This is a genomic window from Haemophilus parahaemolyticus (assembly GCF_018373095.1).
In the GTDB taxonomy this organism is placed as follows: domain Bacteria; phylum Pseudomonadota; class Gammaproteobacteria; order Enterobacterales; family Pasteurellaceae; genus Haemophilus_A; species Haemophilus_A parahaemolyticus_A.
Genome location: NZ_JAHAHT010000007.1, coordinates 1 through 22,113 on the forward strand (window position 1 = coordinate 1; position 22,113 = coordinate 22,113).

Sequence of the window (22,113 nt, forward strand, 5' to 3'; positions counted from 1 at the left end):
AATAGTCACGACCGCAAATTCGCCTTGTTTATTGATTTGTGCGATTTTGCCCACTTCTTCGATAATGCCTGTAAACATAATTTATTCTCCTAACAAGTTCCCCTCTTTAGAAAAGAGGGGGGAGGCGAGATTTGATTGTGATGTTTATATCTTGTATGAGCTTCGTTTTCACTTCTGTCTAATTTTCCCCTATCCTCTTTAAAGATGAGGGATTATCTCGTAATCAATCAAAATATCTTCCCCAACCATTTCCATTGAAACTAGCTTCAACTTCACGGCTTGGGATAAATCACCAATGCCTTCTCCGCCAATCGGCGTTTTCGCCTGTTTGCCACCGACCAATTTCGGGGCGATGTAACAATGCACACGGTTTACCACGCCACTTTCTAAAGCACTGAAATTAAGGCTGGAACCGCCTTCAATCAAAAGACTGTCAATCTGCATTTCGCCGAGCTTTTGCAAAAGATCGTCTAAATCCACCCGCTTGTTTCTGGCTTTGCAAACCATCACTTCCACCCCAAGCGGTCGATATTGCTCAATCTTTTGCAAATCCTCACAAACTGTCGCAATTACTGTACGGTATTCCTTGGCGGTTTGCACTAATTGGCAATCTAGCGGGGTGCGTAATTGGCTATCGCACACCACGCGAACAGGTTGTTTCGCATTCGGCATTCGAGCATTCAACATTGGATTATCAGCTAACACCGTGTCCACACCGACCATAATCGCACTATATTGGTGGCGGGTTTGTTGCACTTTGGTGCGAGCCGTTTCGCCTGTAATCCATTTGGATTCGCCCGTACTGGTCGCAATTTTACCGTCAGCTGTCATCGCATATTTCAACAATACATAAGGGCGCTTGGTTTGAATATAGTGGAAAAAAATTGGGTTAAGTTTATCGCACTCTTCACGCATAAAATCTTCCACCACTTCTATGCCTGCTGCACGCAATTGTTTAGCCCCTTTACCCGAGACCAACGGATTTGGATCGCGAGAGCCGATAAAGACTTTTTTAATGCCACGTTCAATCAATAAATCGGAACAAGGCGGTGTGCGACCATGATGACAACAAGGCTCAAGGGTCACATAAGCTGTCGCACCACTAAGATCAGTATCGCTATTTAAAATTGCATTTCGCTCAGCGTGCCAGCCCCCAATTTTTTCGTGGTAGCCTTCGGCAACAATTTTACCATTTTTGACAATCACACACCCCACCAGTGGGTTTGGACTTGTCCAGCCTCTGCCCTGTTCGGCAAGGCTGATGGCTCGTTGCATATAGTTTGCGTCAGTCATATATTTTAATTTTGTAAAATAGGTTTCTAGGGCGTGTTGCATACACCCTCTTTATTCAAGGCTGGATTAGGCGTGTACAACACGCCCAAAAAGGCTAGATAGAAATGAAAAAACCTCGAAATCTTTCGATCTCAAGGCTTGCAAAAAAGACATAGAAAACCACCGCTTGCACGGGGTTATTTTTACGCTCTTCTTCCATCCAGACTATACTGTCGGTACTGGAATTTCACCAGTTCCTGCTAAGTGTTTTGCTCAGCTCGCGGACTTTACCGCCGATCGGGAATTTCACCCTGCCCTGAAGATTTATAAATTGCTAAGGATTTTGCTCGCCTTTTCTCCAAATGTCAAGCCGTTTACGGTGAATGCTTAAAATCATGGAACGGAATATTTTAATAACATTAATCCTAACTTGACACCCCCAACCTATGTGATAAAGTCCACTCTATTCACTTTTATACACACAACATTTTGGAGCGTGAATATGCAGCACAAATTAAAATCTCTACTTTGTTCTTTAGGCTTAGCTACAACAGCATTACTTGCTTCTCATACTGTTCAAGCAGAAGGACGTTTAACCATTTATTGCACGGTGCAAAATGCATTGTGTGAAGATGTGGCTAAACGTTTCTCAGAACAATATGATGTACAAACTTCATTTATTCAGGCAAGCACAGGCACGATTTTAGGTAAATTAAAAGCTGAGAAATCCAATCCGCAGGCAGATGTTTGGTATGGCGGTACAATTGAACCTCACTTCCAAGCGGCTGAATTAGGTTTATTAGAAGCGTATCGCCCGAAAAATCAGGCAAACATTTTGCCACAATTCCAAAAATTAATGGCATCAGACAAAGGAAACTATACCTCTGCGACCTATATGCTCGTGCTTGGTTTGGGTGTGAATAGCGAAAAGCTCAAATCATTAGGGCTTGAAATGCCGAAAAAATGGGAAGATTTGCTCAATCCAAAACTCGCTGGTGAAGTGCAAATTCCAGATCCTCGCTCATCAGGCACAACTTATACGATTATGGCAACCCTTATTTCTCTTTGGGGAGAGGAAAAAACTTTTGATTACCTCAAAAAATTGGATGCTAATATCTCGCAATATCCAAAAAGCAATCTAGTCACTTCTAATCTTGTACGTGGTGAAGTATCGGAAAGCATCGGTTTTACACATGCCTACATTACCGAAAAAGAGAAAGGCAACCCAATTGAATATGTAATTCCAGAAGGTAAAGTGGGTTACGCATTAGGCGGAACCAGTATCGTGAAGAATGCACGCAATTTAGATAACGCTAAACTTTTCACAGATTTTGTGCTTACCAAGGAAATCCAAGAGTTACCTTGGCGCAAACACCATCTTTACCAATTACCTTCAATCGTTGGGGCAGAGGTTGCTCCATTGATGCCTAATGCGGAAAAATTAGATTTTGTGGAATATGATTTCAATAAATTTGGCTCAAGCGAAGAGGGAAAACATTTGATCAATAAATGGATGGAAGATGTAAAATTAGGCGATAAACTCACGAAATAGCCTTATTTCCCCGCAAGCGGTTAAATTTTTGTTAGAATTTATAAAATTTGGAGAAATTTAACCGCTTTTTCTTTGAGCAAATATAACGTTAATGCCGATGTTTTCTACCCACTCTCGATTTTGGTTGATTTTGCCTTTGCTTGCCTTCCTCGTTCTGCCGTCACAAGCGTTGCACTACGGGCTTTTTGACTCCACTTCAAAAGAAATTTTTTTGGCGATAGGCTGGCGTAGTCTTAATATCACGTGGCTTTGGTTTTTGCCTTTATTGGCAATATCATTTTTTAAACAGCCTAAAGCAAAAATTAGCTTTTTGGTCGCTTTTTTAGGGTTAGTTTTTCTCTCGGCAAAACTCACAGCAACCAGTTTTGGCTATGCTACACTCTTTTTATTTTTATCCATTTTTATTTTACTAACCGAAAACATTGCTAAGCTCGGCATTTTACGGGGAGATCGCTTTATTATTGGAGCTCTGCTTGCCAGTTTTGTGGTGCTTTGCACTTTCATTCTCTTCCCGGTGTTTTCGATTTTAAGTGCGATTGTTTATATAGATGGTGCATTTTCACTTAATGACGCACTTAATACTTTCCAACAACCCCATTTACTTAAGGTTATTTGGCAGTCTATTAGCGTCTCTGCGAGTGTTAGCGTGCTTTCCACTTTCTTTGGACTTTGTTTTGCCCTTTATACCACTCGCATTGCTAAAAAAACGAGATTTATCAGTAAGTTATTCTCCATCTTACCGATTGTAACACCGCCTTTTGTTGTCGGGTTAGGTGTGGTGCTATTGATGGGGCGAAACGGTACGATTACCCATTTTTTAGTTGAACATTTTGGTATCAATAAAAACTGGCTTTATGGCTTTAACGGCATTTTATTGTCACATACGCTTGCTCTTACACCGATGGCATTTATGATTATTGAAGGTGCGTTGCGATTTTTTCCCGCTCAACTGGAAGAGGCAAGTTACAGCCTTAAAAGTTCACCCAACCAAACCTTTCTCTATATTTTGTTTCCACTGTTGAAACCTGCATTGGCGAATGCCTTTTTGATTACCTTTATTCAATCGCTTTCTGACTTCAGCACACCATTTGTCTTAGGCGGGAATTATGATGTGCTGGCAAGCCAAATCTACTTTTATATCGTGGGCTCACAACCTGACTACACTACTGCAAGTACCATGGGCGTGATTTTGCTTGCCTTTTCATTGGTAAGTTTTTTCATTCAATATCAATGGCTTGGTAAATACTCTTATCAAACTTTAGCAGGTAAAGGCAATCAAATCAGTCATTTGCCTCTTGCAAGCGGTATAAAATGGTTAATTTCTTGCATTTTGCTTGTTTGGGTTGCTTTTAATGCAATTCTATATGGCTCCATTTTCTTTGGGAGCTTTGTCGTCAATTGGGGCGTGAACCACAGTTTTACGCTTGAGCATTATCTCCGTTTATTTGGGCAAGGTCTGGATTTTGGTGGTTTCCCATCATTTATTCATACACTGATTTTTGCTCTTTGTGCAGCACCAATTACAGCGCTGTTTGGCGTTTTGATTGCCTATTTAACCACTCGTGTACAGTTCAATGGAAAATCCTTTTTTGAGTTTGTCGCCCTGCTTTGTTTTGCAATTCCAGGCACAGTCGCAGGTGTTTCTTATGTAATGGCATTCAATGATGCCCCGATTTACCTCACGGGTTCAGGAGTGATTATTGTGCTCTCAATGGTGACTCGAAATATGCCGATTGGAATGCGTTCCGCCATTGCAGGGCTGGCACAAATTGATGCAAATTTGGAACAGGCTTCTCAATCGCTTAAAGTCAGTTCGTTCAAAACCTTCCTATTTATTATTCTACCTTTGCTTCGCCCAGCGTTACTTTCGGCATTGGTAACCAGTTTCGTTCGTTCAATGACCACGATGAGTGCGATTATTTTCTTGGTCACGCCGAATACGCAAGTCGCCACAGCCTATATTTTGAACCGTGTGGAAGATGGCGATTATGGAATGGCGGTTGCCTACGGTGCGACACTTATTGTGGTTATGATGCTTGTGATTTGGGGCTTTAACAAATTGATAAATCGTAAAGGTTTGTGAAATGAAAGGTTATTTGAGATTAGAAAACATCCATAAATCCTTCGGCAATACCGAGGTAATTAAAGGCTTTGATTTGAGTCTAAAACAAGGCTCTATGACCACGTTGCTTGGTCCATCAGGCTGTGGGAAAACTACCATTCTTCGCTTAATTGCAGGCTTAGATCTGCCTACAAGCGGTCAAATTTACTTGGAAGATCGCGAAATTACTCAAGCTGCTCCTCAAGATCGCGACATCGGCATCGTATTCCAATCTTACGCTTTATTCCCACATTTAACTGTTGCAGAAAACGTAGGTTATAGCCTTAAAATGCAGGGCATTGCCAAAGCGGAAAGAGAGATGAAAGTAAAAGAAGCCCTAGCATTAGTGGAATTATCAGGCTTGGAAGCACGAATGATCGACCAACTTTCAGGCGGTCAACAGCAACGTGTGGCATTAGCACGCTCATTGATTTTAAAACCGAAAGTGCTACTCTTTGATGAACCTTTGAGTAATCTGGATGCAAATCTTCGTCGAGTGATGCGGGAAAATATCCGCCATCTTCAGCAAAAACTTAACATTACCGCTCTTTATGTTACCCACGATCAAGCCGAAACCTTTGCGGTTTCAGATGAAGTGATTGTGATGAATAAAGGCGAAATCGTGCAACAAGGCTCACCACAAACGCTTTATCGCCAGCCAAAAAATACGTTTATGGCAAAATTTATGGGTGAAGTGAATTTATTGCCCGCTGAAAAACAGGGAAATCAGCTTAAAATCGGCGAACATCTTTTAGTTGTTGATGAAGATCAATTTCCGCAAGCGGATGGACTATACACACTTGGTATCCGCCCAGAAGTGGTGAAATTATCTCAAGATCTTACAAATGCGGAATATATCGGCGAAGTACACAATGCTGTTTATATGGGAAGTTATTGGGAGTTGCAAATTCACTGGCAAAATCAAATGCTTACCGTTTATGCAAGCATTGCGGAGTATGATGAGTATCAGCAGATTTATGGATTGTCATTCAAAAATAAAGGAATTTTTTTGCTGAATGAGTAGCAAAGAAACTTATATAACACTAACTTTATTTTTGAAATATAACGTAAGATGTAAATTAATTGAATAAATATGCATTTTTATTGAAATAAAATTCAATCCAATATAAACTACTCAAAACTCAAAAAAACAGGAAACCAATATGAGCAAATACAAAATTTTCGTCGATGGTGCTGTCGGCACAACAGGTTTACGCATTTTCGATCGCTTAGGACAAGCAGACGATATTGAATTACTGAGCTTACCAGAGGAACAACGCAAAGATTTGAATGCTCGTGTGGCAAAAGTAGCTGAGGCGGATTTAACTTTTCTTTGTTTGCCAGATGAAGCCTCAAAAGAGCTTGTCGCTCACGTGCCTGTGAACGCTCGTATTTGCGATACTTCAACGGCTCATCGGGTTAATCCTGATTGGGTTTATGGGTTTGCAGAACTTTCAGGGCAGCGTGAAAAACTCCAAAATGCGAACCGCGTTGCTGTGCCAGGTTGCCACGCGACAGGCTATATTGCTTTGGTTCGCCCATTGATTGAAAAAGGCATTTTGACTGAGGATTACCCACTTTCTTGCCACTCTTTAACAGGATATTCGGGCGGTGGTAAAGGGATGATTGCGGAATATGCAGATGCAAAGCGTGCTGAAAAATATGATGCCCCGCGCGTGTATGGCTTAAGCTTGAAGCACAAGCATTTGCCTGAAATGCAAGTGATGACAGGGGCAAGCCAACCACCCATTTTTACTCCTGTGGTGGCGGACTATTACAGCGGAATGTTGGTTAGCGTACCTGTACCAATCATTGCCTTACAAGCGGTCAAAAATGGCGAAGATGTTGCAAAATTATTGGCGGATTATTATCAAGATTCTAAACTGATTAGTGTGCATAATTATGCAGAAATGCCAGAGGATAATATGCTTGCGTCGAACCAATTAAGCGGTAAAGATAACCTCGAAATTTTTGTTTATGGTAACGAGACTCAGCTGTTATTGGTTGCTCGCTTTGATAATTTGGGTAAAGGTGCATCGGGGGCAGCGGTGCAATGTATGAATATTATGCTTGGGCGTGAAGAAACCGCTGGGCTTGAACTTTAAGGAAAAATATGCAAACAGAAGAGATTATCCAATTCGCAAATATATTAGAAAAATCGACCGTTTACCTCGCAAAATGGCAAGGTAAAACCCTCGTGGTGAAATATGGCGGCAATGCGATGATCAATGAAACGCTCAAACAAGCAGTAATGAAAGATATTTTATTACTCAATCAATTAGGTGTAAAAATCGTACTAGTACACGGCGGTGGTCCTGAAATTTCTCAAGGTATTAAGTTACTCGGCAAGGAACCGCAATTTATCAACGGATTGCGTGTTACCGATAAAGAAACCATCGACGTGGTGCTACAAATGTTGGCAGGAAAAGTGAATAAAAGCCTTGTTGCTTTGCTTAAAGGCAAAGGCGTAGGGCTTTGCGGGGCAGACGGTGCAATGATTGAGTGCGAGAAATTGCAAGCGGAAGTAGATTACGGCTTTGTGGGAAGTATCACCAAAGTGAATACTCAGTTGTTGGAACTTGCACTGAACGCCAACCTGATTCCCGTGATTTCAACGGTCGGTGTAGATACAAGCGGTCAAATTTATAATATCAATGCCGACACCGTCGCAAGTGAAATTGCAATGGCATTGAAAGCGGAAAAATTAGTGAGTATGACCGATATTGCAGGGTTATTACGTGATCGTTTTGATGAGAGTACGCTCATTCCCGAAGTGAATGTTGAAGACATACACGTCCTCATTGATGAGAGCATTATCGCAGGCGGAATGATCCCGAAAATTGCTTGTTGTACGGATTTTATTCAAGCGGGTGGCAAAGAAGCTTCTATCATCGATGGACGAGTAGAACACGCCATTTTGCTTGAAATGTTGAGCGACAAAGGCAACGGCACAAGGTTTTATGCGTAAAAATCCCCTTCTTTAGAAAAGAGGGGTTAGGGGAGATTTGATTGCGATATCAATTTCCTCTATGTAGCTTAATTTTGCAAACATTATCGAAAAATTAACCGCTTTCTTCGGTAATACCTTCTGCTAAATCTCCCCCAGCCCCTCTTTGCTAAAGAGAGGAGCTATAAACAAGCGGTGAAATTTTAAAGGAAAAAACACAATGACAAACACAACCAGCAATGAAATAAAACAATTAGACAGCGATTACATCGCCCAAACTTACGGCAGATTTAACCTTGCACTCTCACACGGCAAAGGCTGCCAAGTGTGGGATTTTGAAGGCAACGAATATTTAGACTTTACTAGCGGTATCGGCGTAAACAGCCTTGGTTGGGCAGATGAAGATTGGCTAAAAGCAGTGGTACACCAAGCAAGCTCGCTTGCCCATACTTCAAATTTATTCTTCACCGAGCCTTCTTCTCGTTTAGCTAAAAAATTGGCAGAAGCAAGCGGTCTAAAACGTGTCTTCTTTGCCAACTCTGGTGCAGAAGCGAACGAAGGGGCGATTAAAACTGCACGTAAATATAGCCACGATAAATATGGAAAAGATCGTGCAACCGTTTTAACTCTGGTCAATTCTTTTCACGGACGCACCATTTCAACCCTTTCTGCTACAGGACAAGAGGTATTCCACCAACATTTTTTCCCATTCACCAAAGGTTTCGATCACACGCCAGCCAATGAACTACTAGCACTTGAAACGCGTTTAGGACAAAAAGATGTGTGTGCCATTATTTTAGAAGTCGTGCAAGGTGAAGGTGGGGTTTGCTCGTTAGATCACGAATATTTACAAGGCGTGCAAGCACTTTGTCATCAATATGATGTGCTGTTGATTATTGACGAAGTGCAAACGGGGATTGGTCGTACAGGCACAATGTTTGCCTACCAACAATTTGGTTTAACACCAGATATCATTACGCTTGCCAAAGGCTTGGGTGGTGGCTTACCTATCGGGGCGTTTGTATTGGGCGAGAAAGTGCAAGATACTCTTGGCAAGAGTGATCACGGCTCCACTTTCGGGGCAAACCCTGTAAGCTGTGCAGGAGCGAATGCAGTGCTTGCGAAAATTGATGATGCATTTTTAGCTGAAATCAAACGCAAAGGCGAAAAATTGCAAAAAGCATTAGCAGCATTGCCAAAAGTAAAATCCGTTTCAGGCTTAGGCTTGATGATTGGTGTAGAGTTTGAAGAAGGCACAAAAGCTGCGGAGATTGTTGCAAAATGTATCGAAAAAGGCGTGCTTTTCCTAACGGCTAAAACCAAATTACGCTTATTACCGCCGTTGATTATCAACGATGAACAGATTGAGAAAGGGATTGCGGTATTAAAAGAAGTGTTGGGAGAAATAAATTAATTTACTATAAAAAGAAATAATAAAAAAGGGAGCAATTTTAGTGAATTGCTCCCTTTTTCATTCAACTACCGATTTTCAATCACAAGTTTTTCACCTGAATAATCTACTATAACAGGGCGGTTTGGTAATAATTTACCGCCGAGGATTTGTTGAGCAAGTGGATTTTCAAGCTCTTGTTGGATTGCACGTTTAAGTGGACGTGCACCGAACAATGGATCAAATCCAGCTTTGCCAATGTGGTCGATAGCTGCATCAGTAATGGTTACTTCATAGCCACGCTCTGCCATACGTTTAATCAAGCGTTCTAATTGAATACGTGCAATTGAACGAATGTGTTTTTGACCGAGTGAGTGGAACACAACGGTTTCATCAATACGGTTAATGAACTCTGGGCGGAAGTGTTGGCTTACCACCGACATCACCACTTCTTTCAATTCGCCATAGGTTGCCTCTGGCATTTCTTGAATGAGATGTGAGCCTAAGTTTGAAGTCATAATCACCACGGTATTACGGAAATCCACGGTTCTGCCTTGTCCATCGGTTAATCGTCCATCATCTAACACTTGCAGTAAGATGTTGAACACGTCTGGATGGGCTTTTTCCACTTCGTCTAATAACACCACAGAGTATGGGCGACGGCGAACAGCTTCGGTTAAGTAACCACCTTCTTCATAGCCAACATAACCTGGAGGTGCACCGACCAAGCGAGACACGCTGTGTTTTTCCATAAATTCCGACATATCAATGCGAACCATCGCATCAGGATCATCGAATAAGAAATTCGCTAAGGTTTTGCAAAGCTCGGTTTTACCTACCCCTGTTGGTCCTAAGAACAAGAATGAACCAATCGGTTTGTTCGGATCTGATAAACCTGCACGGCTACGGCGAATTGCATTTGCCACCGCTTCCACCGCTTCATTTTGTCCAATTACACGGCTATGTAAAACTTCTTCCATACGCAAGAGTTTTTCTTTCTCGCCTTCCATCATTTTTGAAACAGGAATGCCTGTTGCTTTAGAAAGTACTTCTGCAATTTCTTCGTCTGTGACTTTTGTGCGAAGTAAGTGGTTTTCGCCACCTTCTTCTTCACGTTTTACCGCATCTTGAAGTTGTTTTTCAAGGGCTGGAATTTTACCGTATTGTAACTCAGACATTTTTTCTAAGTTGTTTTCACGGCGTGCTTGTTCCATCGCAATGCGAGCATTTTCTAGCTCAGTTTTAATGTGTTGTGTGCCAAGTAAAGCTGATTTTTCAGCTTTCCAAACTTCTTCCAACTCGGAATATTCACGCTCTTTAGCGGTCAATTCTTCGTCTAATTTTGCAAGGCGTTGACGGCTCGCTTCATCTTCTTCTTTTTGTAACGCTTGGCGTTCCAATTTTAATTGAATAATACGGCGTTCCAATTTATCAAGCGGTTCTGGTTTGGAATCAATTTCCATACGAAGGCTTGAAGCTGCTTCATCAATTAAGTCGATTGCTTTATCTGGCAATTGACGGTCGCTGATGTAACGGTGTGAAAGCACAGCTGCCGCTACAATTGCAGGGTCTGTGATTTGAACGTGGTGATGGATTTCATAACGTTCTTTTAAACCACGCAAAATTGCAATCGTATCTTCAACACTTGGTTCATCAACTAATACTTTTTGGAAACGACGTTCTAATGCTGCGTCTTTTTCAATATACTGGCGATATTCGTCTAAGGTTGTCGCCCCAACACAGTGCAATTCACCGCGAGCAAGAGAAGGTTTGAGCAAGTTGCCTGCATCCATTGCACCATCGGTTTTGCCTGCACCGACCATTGTGTGAATTTCATCAATAAAGAGGATTACCTGCCCTTCTTCTTTCGCCAATTCGTTTAACACCGCTTTTAAACGTTCTTCAAACTCACCGCGATATTTCGCACCAGCAATCAACGCTCCCATATCAAGGGAAAGTACGCGTTTGTTTTTCAACCCTTCAGGCACTTCGCCATTGACGATACGTTGTGCTAAACCTTCAACAATTGCAGTTTTACCTACACCAGGTTCACCAATTAACACAGGATTATTTTTAGTACGGCGTTGTAGTACTTGCACTGCACGGCGGATCTCTTCATCACGACCAATCACAGGGTCTAATTTGCCTGCTTTGGCACGTTCAGTTAGATCAATAGTATATTTTTGTAATGCTTGTCTGGTTTCTTCTGCGTTTTGATTATTCACGGTTTCTCCTCCTCGAATTTGACTAATTGCTTGAGTGAGTTTTTCTTTTGTTAAGCCAAATTTTTTCAATAATTTTCCTAAATCGCCACTGTCTTCAATGGCAGCAAGCACGAACAATTCAGATGAAATAAAGCTATCGCCGAATTGTTGTGATAATTTATCTGCTTGATTTAATAAGCGAATAGTTTGTTGCGAAAGTTGTGTTGTGCCACCCTGAACTTGTGGTAATCGGTCTAAAATTGCGGATAATTCACTTTCTAACTGTTTTGGTTGAACGTTTAATGCAGTAAAAAGTGGAGCAATTGAACCATCTGCTTGTTTTAATAAAGCATAAAGTAAATGAGCAGGTTCAATATATCCATTATCTTTGCCGACGGCTAAAGACTGAGCTTCAGCTAAGGCTTCTTGTAATTTTGTTGTGAATTTTTCAAAGTTCATATTCTTTCCTCTTTCTTTGAATTTGTACCCGTTTCACATTAGCGTGAAACTTTAGCACTACACTAAATGGAGCTCATCAAGATTATTTCAAGAGAAAGAGGGAAGAAAGGACATAATTTTTATATGCTTTTATTAGATTGCTTTACCAAATAATGAAAGATAAGAGAAATGAGGAATGGAAAGACGTTTTAATGCAAAATAAAAACTGATAAGCATCATTATTGATAATGCTACTTATCAGCTTATGTAGTTAGCGATAGAAATTATGAAAAGGTAATATTGTGATTTAACAAACATCCCCAACATTTTTCACTGGAATTTGATTTTTAGTGCCTGTTGCCATTTCAGCCAAGGTGTCCATTTGATTAATGGTAATGTATTTGCCTTGAACGGTAATCATACCTGATTTTTGGAAGCGTCCAAGTAAGCGACTAATGGTTTCAATAGTTAAACCGAGATAATTACCAATATCTCCACGCGTCATCGTTAAACGAAATTCACGAGCAGAGAAGCCTCGAGCTGCGTAACGTTGAGATAAATTGTGTAAAAATGCAGCTAATTTTTCTTCTGCACTCATTTTGGAAAGTAACAAAATCATTTCTTGATCACTTTTAATTTCATTACTCATTAAACGCATGATTTGATGTCGGATTTTTGGCATTTTTCCTGCAAGATCATCAAGAATATCAAATGGGATTTCGCAGATCATTGCAGTTTCTAAAGCTTGAGCGAAACCAATATGCTTCATATTCATGATAGCATCGAAACCGATGAGATCGCCTGGAAGATGAAAAGCCGTGATTTGTTCTTCGCCATTTTCGCTTAATGTATAGCTTTTTAATGTACCAGAACGAAGGGCATAAATTGAGCGAAGTTCATCGCCAGATTGGAAAATAATTTGGGATTTTTGTACAGGTTTTTTGCGCTCAATGATGTTATCAAGTTGAGTTAATTCATGTTCGCTTAACGTAAAAGGGAGGCAAAGTTGGCTAATACTGCAATTTTGACAGTGGATCGTACAGCCTGTTCTTCCTTGTGTTTTTGCCTCTGGCACAATTTTCATAACCATTTTCCGCATAAATTCTATAAAAGTTTGATTTAACGCAAAGTTTACCATTTATTTTTGAATGAAGAAAGTATAACTTTTACCCCAAGAGAGTTAATTTTTTTTGTGAATTTATTTCAAAATTTTTCAAAAATGAGAAGTATCTCTCATTTTTCTTCACAATTATTTGCTAATATACAAGCAACAAAAAGACCAATACAGGGACAATAAGGAGTCTATTATGTACAAACACATCTTAGTTGCAGTCGATCTTTCTGAAGAAAGTCTTGTTTTATTACGTAAAGGTGCTGGACTTGCAGAAAAATGTGGTGCGAAATTATCTGTTATCCACGTAGATGTAAATTTTTCTGATTTATACACTGGTCTGATTGACATTAATATGTCAGCCGTGCAAGATAATGTTTCAGTTGAAACAACGAAAGCATTAGATGAGCTTGCAAGCAAAATAGACTATCCTGTTTCAGAAAAACTTAATGGCACAGGCGACTTCTCTCAAGTGATAGAAGAAGCTGTAAGTAAATATGGCGTTGATTTATTAATTACAGGGCATCACCAAGATTTTTGGAGTAAGTTTATGTCATCAACCCGCCAAGTGATGAATAACGTTGCTATTGATATGCTTGTTGTCCCTCTTGATGATGAATAAGTCTTAATTTTACATTTGTTCATTTTATACCGCTTGTAGTTAGAACAAACTCAAGCGGTTATTTTTTGCTAAAAAATTGCTAAATTAGTAACAGATAAATAAAATTCATTGCTTTTATTGGATTATTTTTCACAAATTCAATTGAAAAGTGTGTAGAATAATGCAGTTATAAATAAACGATTTGAACAATTTTTTAGTCTTTAAACAGAATGAGCGTTAATTAGAATGAAAACGACATCGCAAATTAGACAGTCCTTTTTGGATTTTTTCCATAGCAAAGGACATACTGTAGTAGAAAGTAGTTCGTTAGTTCCTGAAAACGATCCTACTTTGCTTTTTACCAATGCAGGTATGAACCAATTTAAAGATGTTTTTCTCGGTGTAGAAAAACGCCCTTATACTCGTGCAACGACAGCACAACGCTGTGTGCGTGCAGGTGGTAAACACAACGATTTAGAAAACGTAGGCTATACAGCTCGCCACCATACATTTTTCGAGATGATGGGTAACTTTAGTTTCGGTGATTATTTTAAACGTGATGCTATTCAATTCGGTTGGGAATTTTTAACTTCTCCAGAATGGTTAGCTTTGCCGAAAGAAAAACTTTATGTGACTGTTTATGAAACAGATGATGAGGCTTACGATATTTGGCATAACCTTGTAGGTGTGCCAGCAGATCATATTATTCGCATTGGCGATAATAAAGGTGCACCTTATGCTTCAGATAACTTCTGGGCGATGGGCGATACAGGTCCTTGTGGTCCTTGTACAGAAATTTTCTACGACCACGGTGAAAAATACTGGGGCGGTTTACCTGGTACACCAGAAGAAGATGGCGACCGTTATATCGAAGTTTGGAACATTGTGTTTATGCAATTTAACCGCTTGGCGGATGGCACAATGGAAAAATTACCGAAACCATCAGTAGATACGGGGATGGGGTTAGAGCGTATGACTGCGGTAATGCAGCACGTAAACTCAAACTATGAAATAGATATTTTCCAAACCCTAATCAAAACAACAGCGGAATTATTGGGTGTTAAAGATTTAGACAATAAATCATTACGCGTAATTGCAGACCACATCCGTTCTTGCTCATATTTAATTGCAGACGGTGTTATACCTTCAAATGAAGGCCGTGGCTACGTTCTCCGTCGTATTATCCGTCGTGCAGTGCGTCACGGTAATTTATTAGGTGCAAAAGAAGCATTCTTCTATAAATTAGTACCAACACTTGCAGAAGTAATGGGACACGCAGGTGAAATCGTTGCACAGAAACAAGCTTTCATCCAACAAACATTAAAAGCAGAAGAAGAGCAATTTGCTCGCACACTAGAGCGTGGTTTAGCACTGCTTGAAGATGCATTAGCGAAAGTGGAAAACAAAACCCTTTCAGGTAAAGTAGCATTCAAACTTTATGATACTTACGGCTTCCCACTTGATTTAACTGCTGACGTTTGTCGTGAGCGTGATATTTTAATTGACGAAGCAGGTTTTGATGCTGAAATGACAGCTCAACGTGAGCGTGCAAAAGCAAGTAGTAACTTTGGTGCAGATTACAGCAATATCATCAAGGTGGACGGTATAACTGAGTTTGTCGGCTACGATCATGTAACAGCTGATGCGACTGTAGTTGGCTTATTCAGTCAAGGTAAAGCGGTTGATGTAATTCAATCTGGTGAAACTGCGATTATTATCTTAGACAAAACGCCATTCTATGCAGAAATGGGTGGTCAAGTGGGTGATAGCGGTCTAATCTCATCAGAAATTTGCCAGTTTAATGTTGCTGACACCCAAAAATATGGGCAAGTGTTTGGTCATTATGGTCAAGTAGAATCAGGCGAATTACGCATAGGCGATAAAGTTTCTGCTGAAGTAAATGCAACTCGTCGTCATAGCATTGAACTAAACCACTCAGCAACGCACTTATTGCACTCTGCATTACGTGAAGTATTAGGTGAACATGTTGCTCAAAAAGGTTCATTAGTCAACGAAAACGGCTTACGTTTTGACTTCTCTCAACCAGAAGCAATCACTAAAGTTCAACTTGAAGAAATTGAGCGTATTGTAAACCGTAAAATTCGTGAAAACATCCCTGTCATCATTGAAGAAATGGATATTGACTCTGCGAAAGCAAAAGGTGCAATGGCTCTCTTCGGTGAAAAATATGGTGATGTGGTACGTGTGGTTGAAATGAGCGAATTTTCAATTGAACTTTGTGGTGGTACACACGTCCAAAGTACAGGAGACATTGGTTTCTTTAAACTCACTTCTGAAGGTGCAGTTGCGGCAGGCGTTCGCCGTGTTGAGGCAATTACGGGCGAAATAGCTCTTGCTTGGATCCATCAATTACAACAAGTATTACAACACTCTGCAGAATTATTAAAAGCAGATAATACCTCACTTGTAGAAAAAATCCAACAATTACAAGACAAATCAAAACGTACTGAAAAAGAGTTACAACAACTTAAAGACAAACAAGCCGCTCTCGCAGGCTCTGAAATTGCTAAACAAGCTCAGCAAATCAATGGCGTAAATGTGGTGGTAACTCAATTAGACAATACTGAAGCGAAAACCCTAAGAACGATGGTTGACGACTTGAAAAATCAACTCGGAAGTGCCATAGTTGTTATAGGAACAGTAGCTGATGAAAAAGTGAACTTGATTGTAGGAGTAACCACTGATTTAACTTCAAAAGTGAAAGCTGGCGAGTTAGTCGGTGAAATGGCAAAACAAGTCGGTGGTAAGGGCGGTGGCCGTCCAGATATGGCAATGGCTGGCGGTTCTGAACCACAAAATTTATTACAAGCACTGAACTTTGCACAAGAATGGATTCAAGCAAAATTATAATTTAATACCTAGGCAGGGAAGAATGAATCAGACTTGCCTTGACCTTAAAATTTTATTGGGTCTTTTATCTTGGAGGTGGCGATGCTTATTTTAACTCGGAAAACAGGAGAAAGTTTACTCGTAGGAAACGATGTCGAAATTACCGTACTAAGCGTACGTGGAAGTCAAGTGAAATTAGGTGTGAATGCACCGAAAGATATTGCAGTTCATAGGAAGGAAATCTATCAAAAAATTAAAGATACTGAAGCACAACAAACTGAGTAATATTGATATAATAAGAAAGAGAATATTGATAGTTACGTACTTTTTAACTAAGTATTCAATTTGTGTTTTTAAGTGTTTTAGTCAATTTTCTTGAATTTTAAACTATCGGATCATTTTATTTCTATTTCCTGAATATTAAATCTCGGCAATAAAACCCACTTACTGTATACAATAAGTGGGTTTTCATTTTTTAATCACTCTAAAAATCAACCGATCTTTAGAACTTTATTAGTTCGTTATCTTCAGAATAGCAATGTTTTTGATGTGATGATTACGTTCATTGAAGCTTATGAATACTCTTCCTTGCCGTGCGTAAGTTGTTGGAAGTTTTGATGTAAGAGTTTGAGGGGAAGGATTAGGAAAAAGCGGTTTTTATTACATTTTCGTCCAAGTAAAATTACTATGTAGGTTACCTGCGAATTCTCAGTAAAATAGCGGTTGATCTTTGCTCCACTTTCACTTAGAATACGCACTCTTTTAGGCGTTAGATATAAATCTAGCATGTTATCAATTACATATGGTACTTATCAGCGGTTCAATTTTATGTTGAAACAAGATAAGTGGCGATATGGCTTCTTATGAGGTTTTCCAATGAAACAAGGTATTCATCCAGAATATACTGAAATTACGGCAACATGTTCATGTGGTAACGTAATTAAAACTCGCTCAACTGTGGGTAAAAGCTTAAATTTAGACGTATGTGGCAATTGCCACCCATTCTACACGGGTAAACAACGTGTGGTTGATACTGGTGGTCGTGTTGAACGCTTTAACAAACGTTTCAGCATCCCAAGCACAAAATAATGTATTTTATAAAAAGAACCTCGCTTTAGCGAGGTTCTTTTATGGCTAGCTTTTACTGCTAGATGCTTAATAAAAAGAGTTGCTAAGAGTATTAAAAAATAAACATTAGCAACTCTTATCTAATATACTTTTATTTGATAAGTTCTTTCAATCTTTGTGTAGAAAATTAACCCATACCGTATTTTTTTAATTTTTTACGTAATGTACCACGGTTAATGCCAAGCATAGTTGCGGCACGAGTTTGATTACCGCGTGTATATTGCATCACCATATCAAGCATTGGATGCTCAACTTCAGATAATACTAATTCGTATAATTCTGTTGGATCTTCATTGTTTAATTGTGCTAAATAATTCTTTAATGCTGCTTTTACGTTATCACGTAGTGGTTTTACTACTTGTTGAGCTTGTGCATTTAGCATCGTAACCGTTAATGGGTTGTTTACTGGTTGTTCAATCATTTCCTTTATCCACTTAATCTAAGAGATCTTCTACAAAACCTTCTAATGCATTGAGTTGTGCTTTCGTACTCTCTAATGCATTAAAAGCACGCTTAAAAGTTGAGTTTGGTGCTAAATTTTCTATATACCAACCGATATGTTTCCGAGCAATTCGATATCCTTTTTCTTCACCATAGAACTGATGAAGATCTTGGATATGTCGCAACATAAAGCGACATTTTTCTTCCGTTGGTAATATAGCATAATAACCATTCTCTAAAAAATCATTCACTTCCTTGAATATCCAAGGGCGACCATAAGCTCCTCTGCCAATCATTACAGCATCTGCACCCGTGTAATCAAGCACAAATTTCGCTTTCTCAGCAGAAGTAATATCCCCATTGGCAATAATTGGAATGGAAACTGCATTTTTGACCGCTTTAATGCTCTCATATTCTGCTTCTCCGTTGAATAAACAACTTCGTGTACGTCCATGAAGCGTTAAAGCCTGAATTCCCGCTTGCTCTGCAATTTGGGCAATTTCTACGCAATTTCGATTCTCAAGATCCCAACCTGTTCGAATTTTTAAAGTAACAGGTACATCCACAGCATTAACCACAGCATTTAAAATATCAGCGACTAAATCTGGCTCACGCAAAAGGGCAGAGCCTGCCATTTTTTTGTTTACCTTTTTAGCTGGGCATCCCATATTGATATCAATAATTTCAGCACCATAGCTCACGTTTACTTTTGCTGCTTCTGCCATTTCAATAGGATCAGCTCCTGCAATTTGTACAGCATTAATTCCAATTTCTTGGTGATGAGCTAAACGCAGTTTAGACTTTTCGGTATGCCATACATCAGGGTTAGTTGACATCATTTCAGAGAAGGTAAGCCCAGCACCAAGCTGGCTACATAAACGGCGAAATGGTTGGTCAGTGACCCCTGCCATTGGTGCGAGGAAAATACGGTTTTTAAATTCATATTGTCCAATTCGCATTATTTCTCCGTATTCTTCTTAAAATATCAACGAAAAAAGATGCAATTCCATACTGCATCTTTTTACAATTTTGCTTAATTGTTATTCAACATCAGCAATCAAGGGAGCGTATCATACGCATTTTTCACACGTTTGAGAAGAGTGATTTTTAAACAATTTAATAAAAAAGGTGAAAAAATCTGCTTGATTTTTTTGTTTAAGCCATTTTCTCTTGTAAAAGCACACCTTTTAGCCCATTCCAATGGATTTCAGCTATCACAGCAGGGTAAAAATGTACGCTTTGTTGATATTGTGTGAATGTTTGGACTAAATCAAATACAAGAGGTAAATGTGAAACAATAAGCACCTGATTTGCCCCCTCTTCATTTAAAAAGGCAAGATAATCTTGGATCATATCAGGCGAACCATTTGGTGTAATCTCATCCCACTCCTCAATAATATTTGCAAAATTTTGTGAAAAGCCAACCGCTTGCATTCCTTGTGTCAGAGCCGTAAGCGTTTGCTTAGCTCGAAAATAAGGGCTAACCAATATTTTATCGAGCTGAATATTTCTTTTTATACACTGTTCACCTAGCCATTTTCCCTGTAAAAATGCTGCATTTTTTCCCTTTTCTGTTAAAGTTCTTTCGCTATCTATTAGAGCATTAAAATCTGCCTCACCATGACGCATAATCCAGATGTTCATAAGCTGTTTCCTATTTTTTATTTCAAGAATTATATTTTAGGCGTATAATACCCCACGTTTTGTACAGTTATTACTGTATCAAGAAAATTTTTTAAAATCTAACTTTCAATATTGGAGTAATCAATGTCTCGAAAATTAAGAAGAACTAAAATTGTTACCACATTAGGTCCTGCAACAGACCGTGGCAATACTTTAGAAAAAATTATTGCAGCAGGTGCAAATATGGTTCGTATGAACTTTTCTCATGGTGTTCCGGAAGATCACATTGAGCGTGCAAATAAAGTGCGTGAAATTGCGGCTAAATTAGGGAAAACCGTGGCAATTTTAGGTGACTTACAAGGTCCTAAAATCCGCGTTTCTACGTTTAAAGATGGCAAAATCTTCTTAAACATCGGCGATAAATTTACTTTAGATGCAGATTTACCACGTGGTGAAGGCCACCAAGATGCGGTAGGCTTAGACTATAAAAACTTACCAAACGATGTAGTGCCAGGCGATATTCTTTTATTAGACGATGGTAACGTTCAATTAAAAGTATTAGAAGTAGATGGCGTGAAAGTTCATACTGAAGTGACAGTTGGCGGCCCTTTATCAAACAATAAAGGGATCAACAAATTAGGTGGTGGCTTATCTGCACCAGCATTAACTGAAAAAGATAAGAACGACATCAAATTAGCTGCGAAAATCGGTGTGGATTACTTAGCGGTATCATTCCCACAATCAAGTGCAGATTTAAACTACGCACGTCAATTAGCACACGAGGCAGGTTTAGATGCAAAAATCGTGGCGAAAGTAGAACGTGCTGAAACCGTTGCAACAGAAGAAGCAATGGATGATATCATCTTAGGTGCAGACGTAATTATGGTGGCACGAGGTGACTTAGGCGTTGAGATTGGTGATGCAGCATTAGTGGGTGTTCAAAAACGTTTAATCCGTCGTTCACGTAAATTGAACCGTGTAGTGATTACAGCAACCCAAATGATGGAGTCTATGATCAAAAAACCAATGCCAACCCGTGCAGAGGTAATGGACGTTGCGAATGCAGTATTAGATGGTACTGATGCAGTAATGCTTTCAGGCGAAACGGCAAACGGTGATTATCCAGTTGAAACGGTGAAATCAATGGCTGAGGTGTGTTTAGGTGCAGAAACAATGCCAAGCATCAACATTTCTCGTCACCGTATGGAAGGGACATTCACGCACGTTGATGAGGCAACGGCAATGTCTGCAATGTACACTGCAAACCATTTAGAAGGCGTTTCTGCAATTATTGCATTAACTCACTCAGGTGAAACGGCTAAATTAATGAGTCGCATCAGTTCAGGCTTACCAATTTTTGCATTATCACGTAATCCGCGTGCATTAAATCGTGCAGCATTATATCGTGGTGTAACACCAGTATTCTACGATGAAGAAAGCCGCACAATTGATGGTGCGAAAAAAGCGTTAGCATTATTAAAAGAGCAAGGTTATTTATTAGCAGGTGATTTAGTGTTATTAACGCACGGCGATGAATTAAAAGAAGGTGGCACAAATACTTGCCGTATCTTAAAAGTTGAGTAATCTTTAGTAATTTTAAGATAAATAAAAGGCTAATTCTATGATGGAATTAGCCTTTTAGTTATTTATTAGTCTTGTTGTTACTAAGATTATTTTGCACAACCGCAAGTGTTTAATTTATCTTCAAAACGGCGTGTTGCTTCGTCCCAGTTTACTACGTTCCAGAATGCTTTGATGTAGTCTGGACGACGGTTTTGGTAGTTTAAGTAGTAAGCGTGTTCCCAAACATCTAAACCTAAGATAGGGTAACCTGAAACTCCAGACACAGCTTTACCCATTAACGGAGAATCTTGGTTTGCGGTTGAAACAACAGCTAATTTTCCATCTTCTAATACTAACCATGCCCAACCTGAACCGAAACGAGTTGCTGCAGCTTGTTCAAATTGTGCTTGGAATGCTTCAACAGAACCGAAATCACGCACGATCGCGTCTTTTAATGCACCTTGTAAAGTTGTACCAGTTTTTAAACCTTTCCAGAATAACGTATGGTTCACGTGACCGCCCACATTGTTACGCACTGCAACACGTTTTTCTGCTGGAACTTGCTCAAGGTCTGAAATTAATTTACCTGGACATTGTTCTAATAATTCTGGATATGCTTCTAATGCTGCATTTGCATTATTCACATAAGTTTGGTGATGTTTAGAATGGTGGATTTCCATTGTTCTTGCATCAAAATGTGGTTCTAATGCACCGTATGCATAGCCTAATTCTGGTAATGTGTATGCCATTGTTATTATCCTCAAATATATAAAATAATAGGTAAAACTTGAGTTAAAACTCGCCGTAAATTCTACCAAAAAATAGTCGGTTAATACACTTTAATTTGATCTATCGCAAATATTTGTAATATTTTGAGACATCAACAAGTTTT

18 protein-coding genes, 1 pseudogene and 1 riboswitch are annotated in these 22,113 nt (G+C 39.5%); of the genes and pseudogenes, 11 read left to right on the forward strand and 8 right to left on the reverse strand.

What is annotated here, in order from left to right; all coding sequences use genetic code 11:
* Together KH943_RS01720 and ribD are read right to left on the reverse strand one after the other, a co-directional pair.
* A pseudogene (locus tag KH943_RS01720) lies at positions 1-78 on the reverse strand (riboflavin synthase); the annotation flags it as partial.
* Positions 79-198: 120 nt separating this feature from the next.
* A complete protein-coding gene (gene ribD, locus KH943_RS01725; protein WP_304106786.1) occupies positions 199-1,293 on the reverse strand; it encodes a bifunctional diaminohydroxyphosphoribosylaminopyrimidine deaminase/5-amino-6-(5-phosphoribosylamino)uracil reductase RibD in 1,095 nt (364 codons plus the stop codon).
* Between the two features lie 183 nt (positions 1,294-1,476).
* A riboswitch (FMN riboswitch) is annotated at positions 1,477-1,600 on the reverse strand.
* A gap of 174 nt (positions 1,601-1,774) precedes the next feature.
* Between ribD and KH943_RS01730 the strand changes: the two genes are divergently transcribed.
* From KH943_RS01730 to KH943_RS01755, 6 genes are all read left to right on the forward strand, one after another.
* On the forward strand, positions 1,775-2,824 hold the full coding sequence (locus KH943_RS01730) for an ABC transporter substrate-binding protein (protein ID WP_304106719.1): 1,050 nt from the start codon (positions 1,775-1,777) through the stop codon (positions 2,822-2,824).
* A 97-nt stretch (positions 2,825-2,921) separates the two neighbouring features.
* Positions 2,922-4,907, forward strand: a complete 1,986-nt coding sequence (locus tag KH943_RS01735) for an ABC transporter permease (RefSeq protein ID WP_304106788.1) — start codon at positions 2,922-2,924, stop codon at positions 4,905-4,907.
* A gap of 1 nt (position 4,908) precedes the next feature.
* The gene (locus tag KH943_RS01740) at positions 4,909-5,949 is read left to right on the forward strand and encodes an ATP-binding cassette domain-containing protein (protein WP_304106722.1); all 1,041 of its coding nucleotides are present in this window, start codon (positions 4,909-4,911) and stop codon (positions 5,947-5,949) included.
* 139 nt (positions 5,950-6,088) lie between these two features.
* Positions 6,089-7,030: an N-acetyl-gamma-glutamyl-phosphate reductase gene (gene argC, locus KH943_RS01745; RefSeq protein WP_304106725.1), complete on the forward strand. Its 942-nt coding sequence runs from the start codon at positions 6,089-6,091 to the stop codon at positions 7,028-7,030.
* Between the two features lie 8 nt (positions 7,031-7,038).
* Positions 7,039-7,893: an acetylglutamate kinase gene (gene argB / locus KH943_RS01750; RefSeq protein WP_304106727.1), complete on the forward strand. Its 855-nt coding sequence runs from the start codon at positions 7,039-7,041 to the stop codon at positions 7,891-7,893.
* A 199-nt stretch (positions 7,894-8,092) separates the two neighbouring features.
* A complete protein-coding gene (locus KH943_RS01755; RefSeq protein ID WP_304106730.1) occupies positions 8,093-9,286 on the forward strand; it encodes an aspartate aminotransferase family protein in 1,194 nt (397 codons plus the stop codon).
* 65 nt (positions 9,287-9,351) lie between these two features.
* On the opposite strand, the gene clpB is transcribed toward KH943_RS01755, so the two are convergent.
* Together clpB and KH943_RS01765 are read right to left on the reverse strand one after the other, a co-directional pair.
* The gene (gene clpB, locus KH943_RS01760) at positions 9,352-11,925 is read right to left on the reverse strand and encodes an ATP-dependent chaperone ClpB (RefSeq protein WP_304106733.1); all 2,574 of its coding nucleotides are present in this window, start codon (positions 11,923-11,925) and stop codon (positions 9,352-9,354) included.
* A gap of 286 nt (positions 11,926-12,211) precedes the next feature.
* A complete protein-coding gene (locus KH943_RS01765) occupies positions 12,212-12,988 on the reverse strand; it encodes an FNR family transcription factor (RefSeq protein ID WP_304106736.1) in 777 nt (258 codons plus the stop codon).
* Between the two features lie 223 nt (positions 12,989-13,211).
* On the opposite strand from KH943_RS01765, the gene KH943_RS01770 reads away from it, so the two are divergent.
* From KH943_RS01770 to rpmE, 4 genes are all read left to right on the forward strand, one after another.
* The gene (locus KH943_RS01770) at positions 13,212-13,637 is read left to right on the forward strand and encodes a universal stress protein (protein ID WP_304106739.1); all 426 of its coding nucleotides are present in this window, start codon (positions 13,212-13,214) and stop codon (positions 13,635-13,637) included.
* A gap of 225 nt (positions 13,638-13,862) precedes the next feature.
* The gene (gene alaS / locus KH943_RS01775) at positions 13,863-16,487 is read left to right on the forward strand and encodes an alanine--tRNA ligase (protein ID WP_304106741.1); all 2,625 of its coding nucleotides are present in this window, start codon (positions 13,863-13,865) and stop codon (positions 16,485-16,487) included.
* Between the two features lie 81 nt (positions 16,488-16,568).
* Complete coding sequence (csrA, locus tag KH943_RS01780; protein WP_304106742.1) at positions 16,569-16,751, forward strand: carbon storage regulator CsrA; 183 nt, start codon at positions 16,569-16,571, stop codon at positions 16,749-16,751.
* 591 nt (positions 16,752-17,342) lie between these two features.
* Positions 17,343-17,555 carry a 50S ribosomal protein L31 gene (gene rpmE / locus KH943_RS01785; protein ID WP_304106743.1) on the forward strand — a complete coding sequence of 71 codons (213 nt, stop codon included), beginning with the start codon at positions 17,343-17,345 and terminating at the stop codon, positions 17,553-17,555.
* Between the two features lie 166 nt (positions 17,556-17,721).
* On the opposite strand, the gene fis is transcribed toward rpmE, so the two are convergent.
* The 3 genes from fis to sixA all read right to left on the reverse strand — a co-directional run bounded on the left by fis (position 17,722) and on the right by sixA (position 19,679).
* Positions 17,722-18,015 (reverse strand): DNA-binding transcriptional regulator Fis, encoded by a 294-nt coding sequence (gene fis, locus KH943_RS01790; RefSeq protein WP_005705819.1) that lies wholly within the window; start codon positions 18,013-18,015, stop codon positions 17,722-17,724.
* A 13-nt stretch (positions 18,016-18,028) separates the two neighbouring features.
* Complete coding sequence (gene dusB / locus KH943_RS01795; RefSeq protein WP_304106751.1) at positions 18,029-18,994, reverse strand: tRNA dihydrouridine synthase DusB; 966 nt, start codon at positions 18,992-18,994, stop codon at positions 18,029-18,031.
* A 196-nt stretch (positions 18,995-19,190) separates the two neighbouring features.
* The gene (sixA, locus tag KH943_RS01800) at positions 19,191-19,679 is read right to left on the reverse strand and encodes a phosphohistidine phosphatase SixA (RefSeq protein ID WP_304106753.1); all 489 of its coding nucleotides are present in this window, start codon (positions 19,677-19,679) and stop codon (positions 19,191-19,193) included.
* Between the two features lie 123 nt (positions 19,680-19,802).
* On the opposite strand from sixA, the gene pyk reads away from it, so the two are divergent.
* Positions 19,803-21,242, forward strand: a complete 1,440-nt coding sequence (gene pyk / locus KH943_RS01805; RefSeq protein ID WP_304106756.1) for a pyruvate kinase — start codon at positions 19,803-19,805, stop codon at positions 21,240-21,242.
* Between the two features lie 86 nt (positions 21,243-21,328).
* Here pyk and sodA read toward each other — a convergent pair whose 3' ends face one another.
* A complete protein-coding gene (gene sodA / locus KH943_RS01810) occupies positions 21,329-21,970 on the reverse strand; it encodes a superoxide dismutase [Mn] (protein ID WP_304106759.1) in 642 nt (213 codons plus the stop codon).
* Between the last annotated feature and the right edge of the window lie 143 nt (positions 21,971-22,113).

What these genes read in the sequence shown, in the direction of transcription:
- pyk (WP_304106756.1), top strand. Translation starts at nt 19,803, where the DNA reads ATGTCTCGAAAATTAAGAAGAACTAAAATTGTTACCACATTAGGTCCT.
- sodA (WP_304106759.1), bottom strand. Translation starts at nt 21,970, where the DNA reads ATGGCATACACATTACCAGAATTAGGCTATGCATACGGTGCATTAGAA.
- alaS (WP_304106741.1), top strand. Translation starts at nt 13,863, where the DNA reads ATGAAAACGACATCGCAAATTAGACAGTCCTTTTTGGATTTTTTCCAT.
- rpmE (WP_304106743.1), top strand. Translation starts at nt 17,343, where the DNA reads ATGAAACAAGGTATTCATCCAGAATATACTGAAATTACGGCAACATGT.
- KH943_RS01770 (WP_304106739.1), top strand. Translation starts at nt 13,212, where the DNA reads ATGTACAAACACATCTTAGTTGCAGTCGATCTTTCTGAAGAAAGTCTT.
- clpB (WP_304106733.1), bottom strand. Translation starts at nt 11,925, where the DNA reads ATGAACTTTGAAAAATTCACAACAAAATTACAAGAAGCCTTAGCTGAA.
- KH943_RS01735 (WP_304106788.1), top strand. Translation starts at nt 2,922, where the DNA reads ATGTTTTCTACCCACTCTCGATTTTGGTTGATTTTGCCTTTGCTTGCC.
- dusB (WP_304106751.1), bottom strand. Translation starts at nt 18,994, where the DNA reads ATGCGAATTGGACAATATGAATTTAAAAACCGTATTTTCCTCGCACCA.
- csrA (WP_304106742.1), top strand. Translation starts at nt 16,569, where the DNA reads ATGCTTATTTTAACTCGGAAAACAGGAGAAAGTTTACTCGTAGGAAAC.
- KH943_RS01755 (WP_304106730.1), top strand. Translation starts at nt 8,093, where the DNA reads ATGACAAACACAACCAGCAATGAAATAAAACAATTAGACAGCGATTAC.
- fis (WP_005705819.1), bottom strand. Translation starts at nt 18,015, where the DNA reads ATGATTGAACAACCAGTAAACAACCCATTAACGGTTACGATGCTAAAT.
- argC (WP_304106725.1), top strand. Translation starts at nt 6,089, where the DNA reads ATGAGCAAATACAAAATTTTCGTCGATGGTGCTGTCGGCACAACAGGT.
- KH943_RS01730 (WP_304106719.1), top strand. Translation starts at nt 1,775, where the DNA reads ATGCAGCACAAATTAAAATCTCTACTTTGTTCTTTAGGCTTAGCTACA.
- ribD (WP_304106786.1), bottom strand. Translation starts at nt 1,293, where the DNA reads ATGACTGACGCAAACTATATGCAACGAGCCATCAGCCTTGCCGAACAG.
- argB (WP_304106727.1), top strand. Translation starts at nt 7,039, where the DNA reads ATGCAAACAGAAGAGATTATCCAATTCGCAAATATATTAGAAAAATCG.
- sixA (WP_304106753.1), bottom strand. Translation starts at nt 19,679, where the DNA reads ATGAACATCTGGATTATGCGTCATGGTGAGGCAGATTTTAATGCTCTA.
- KH943_RS01740 (WP_304106722.1), top strand. Translation starts at nt 4,909, where the DNA reads ATGAAAGGTTATTTGAGATTAGAAAACATCCATAAATCCTTCGGCAAT.
- KH943_RS01765 (WP_304106736.1), bottom strand. Translation starts at nt 12,988, where the DNA reads ATGAAAATTGTGCCAGAGGCAAAAACACAAGGAAGAACAGGCTGTACG.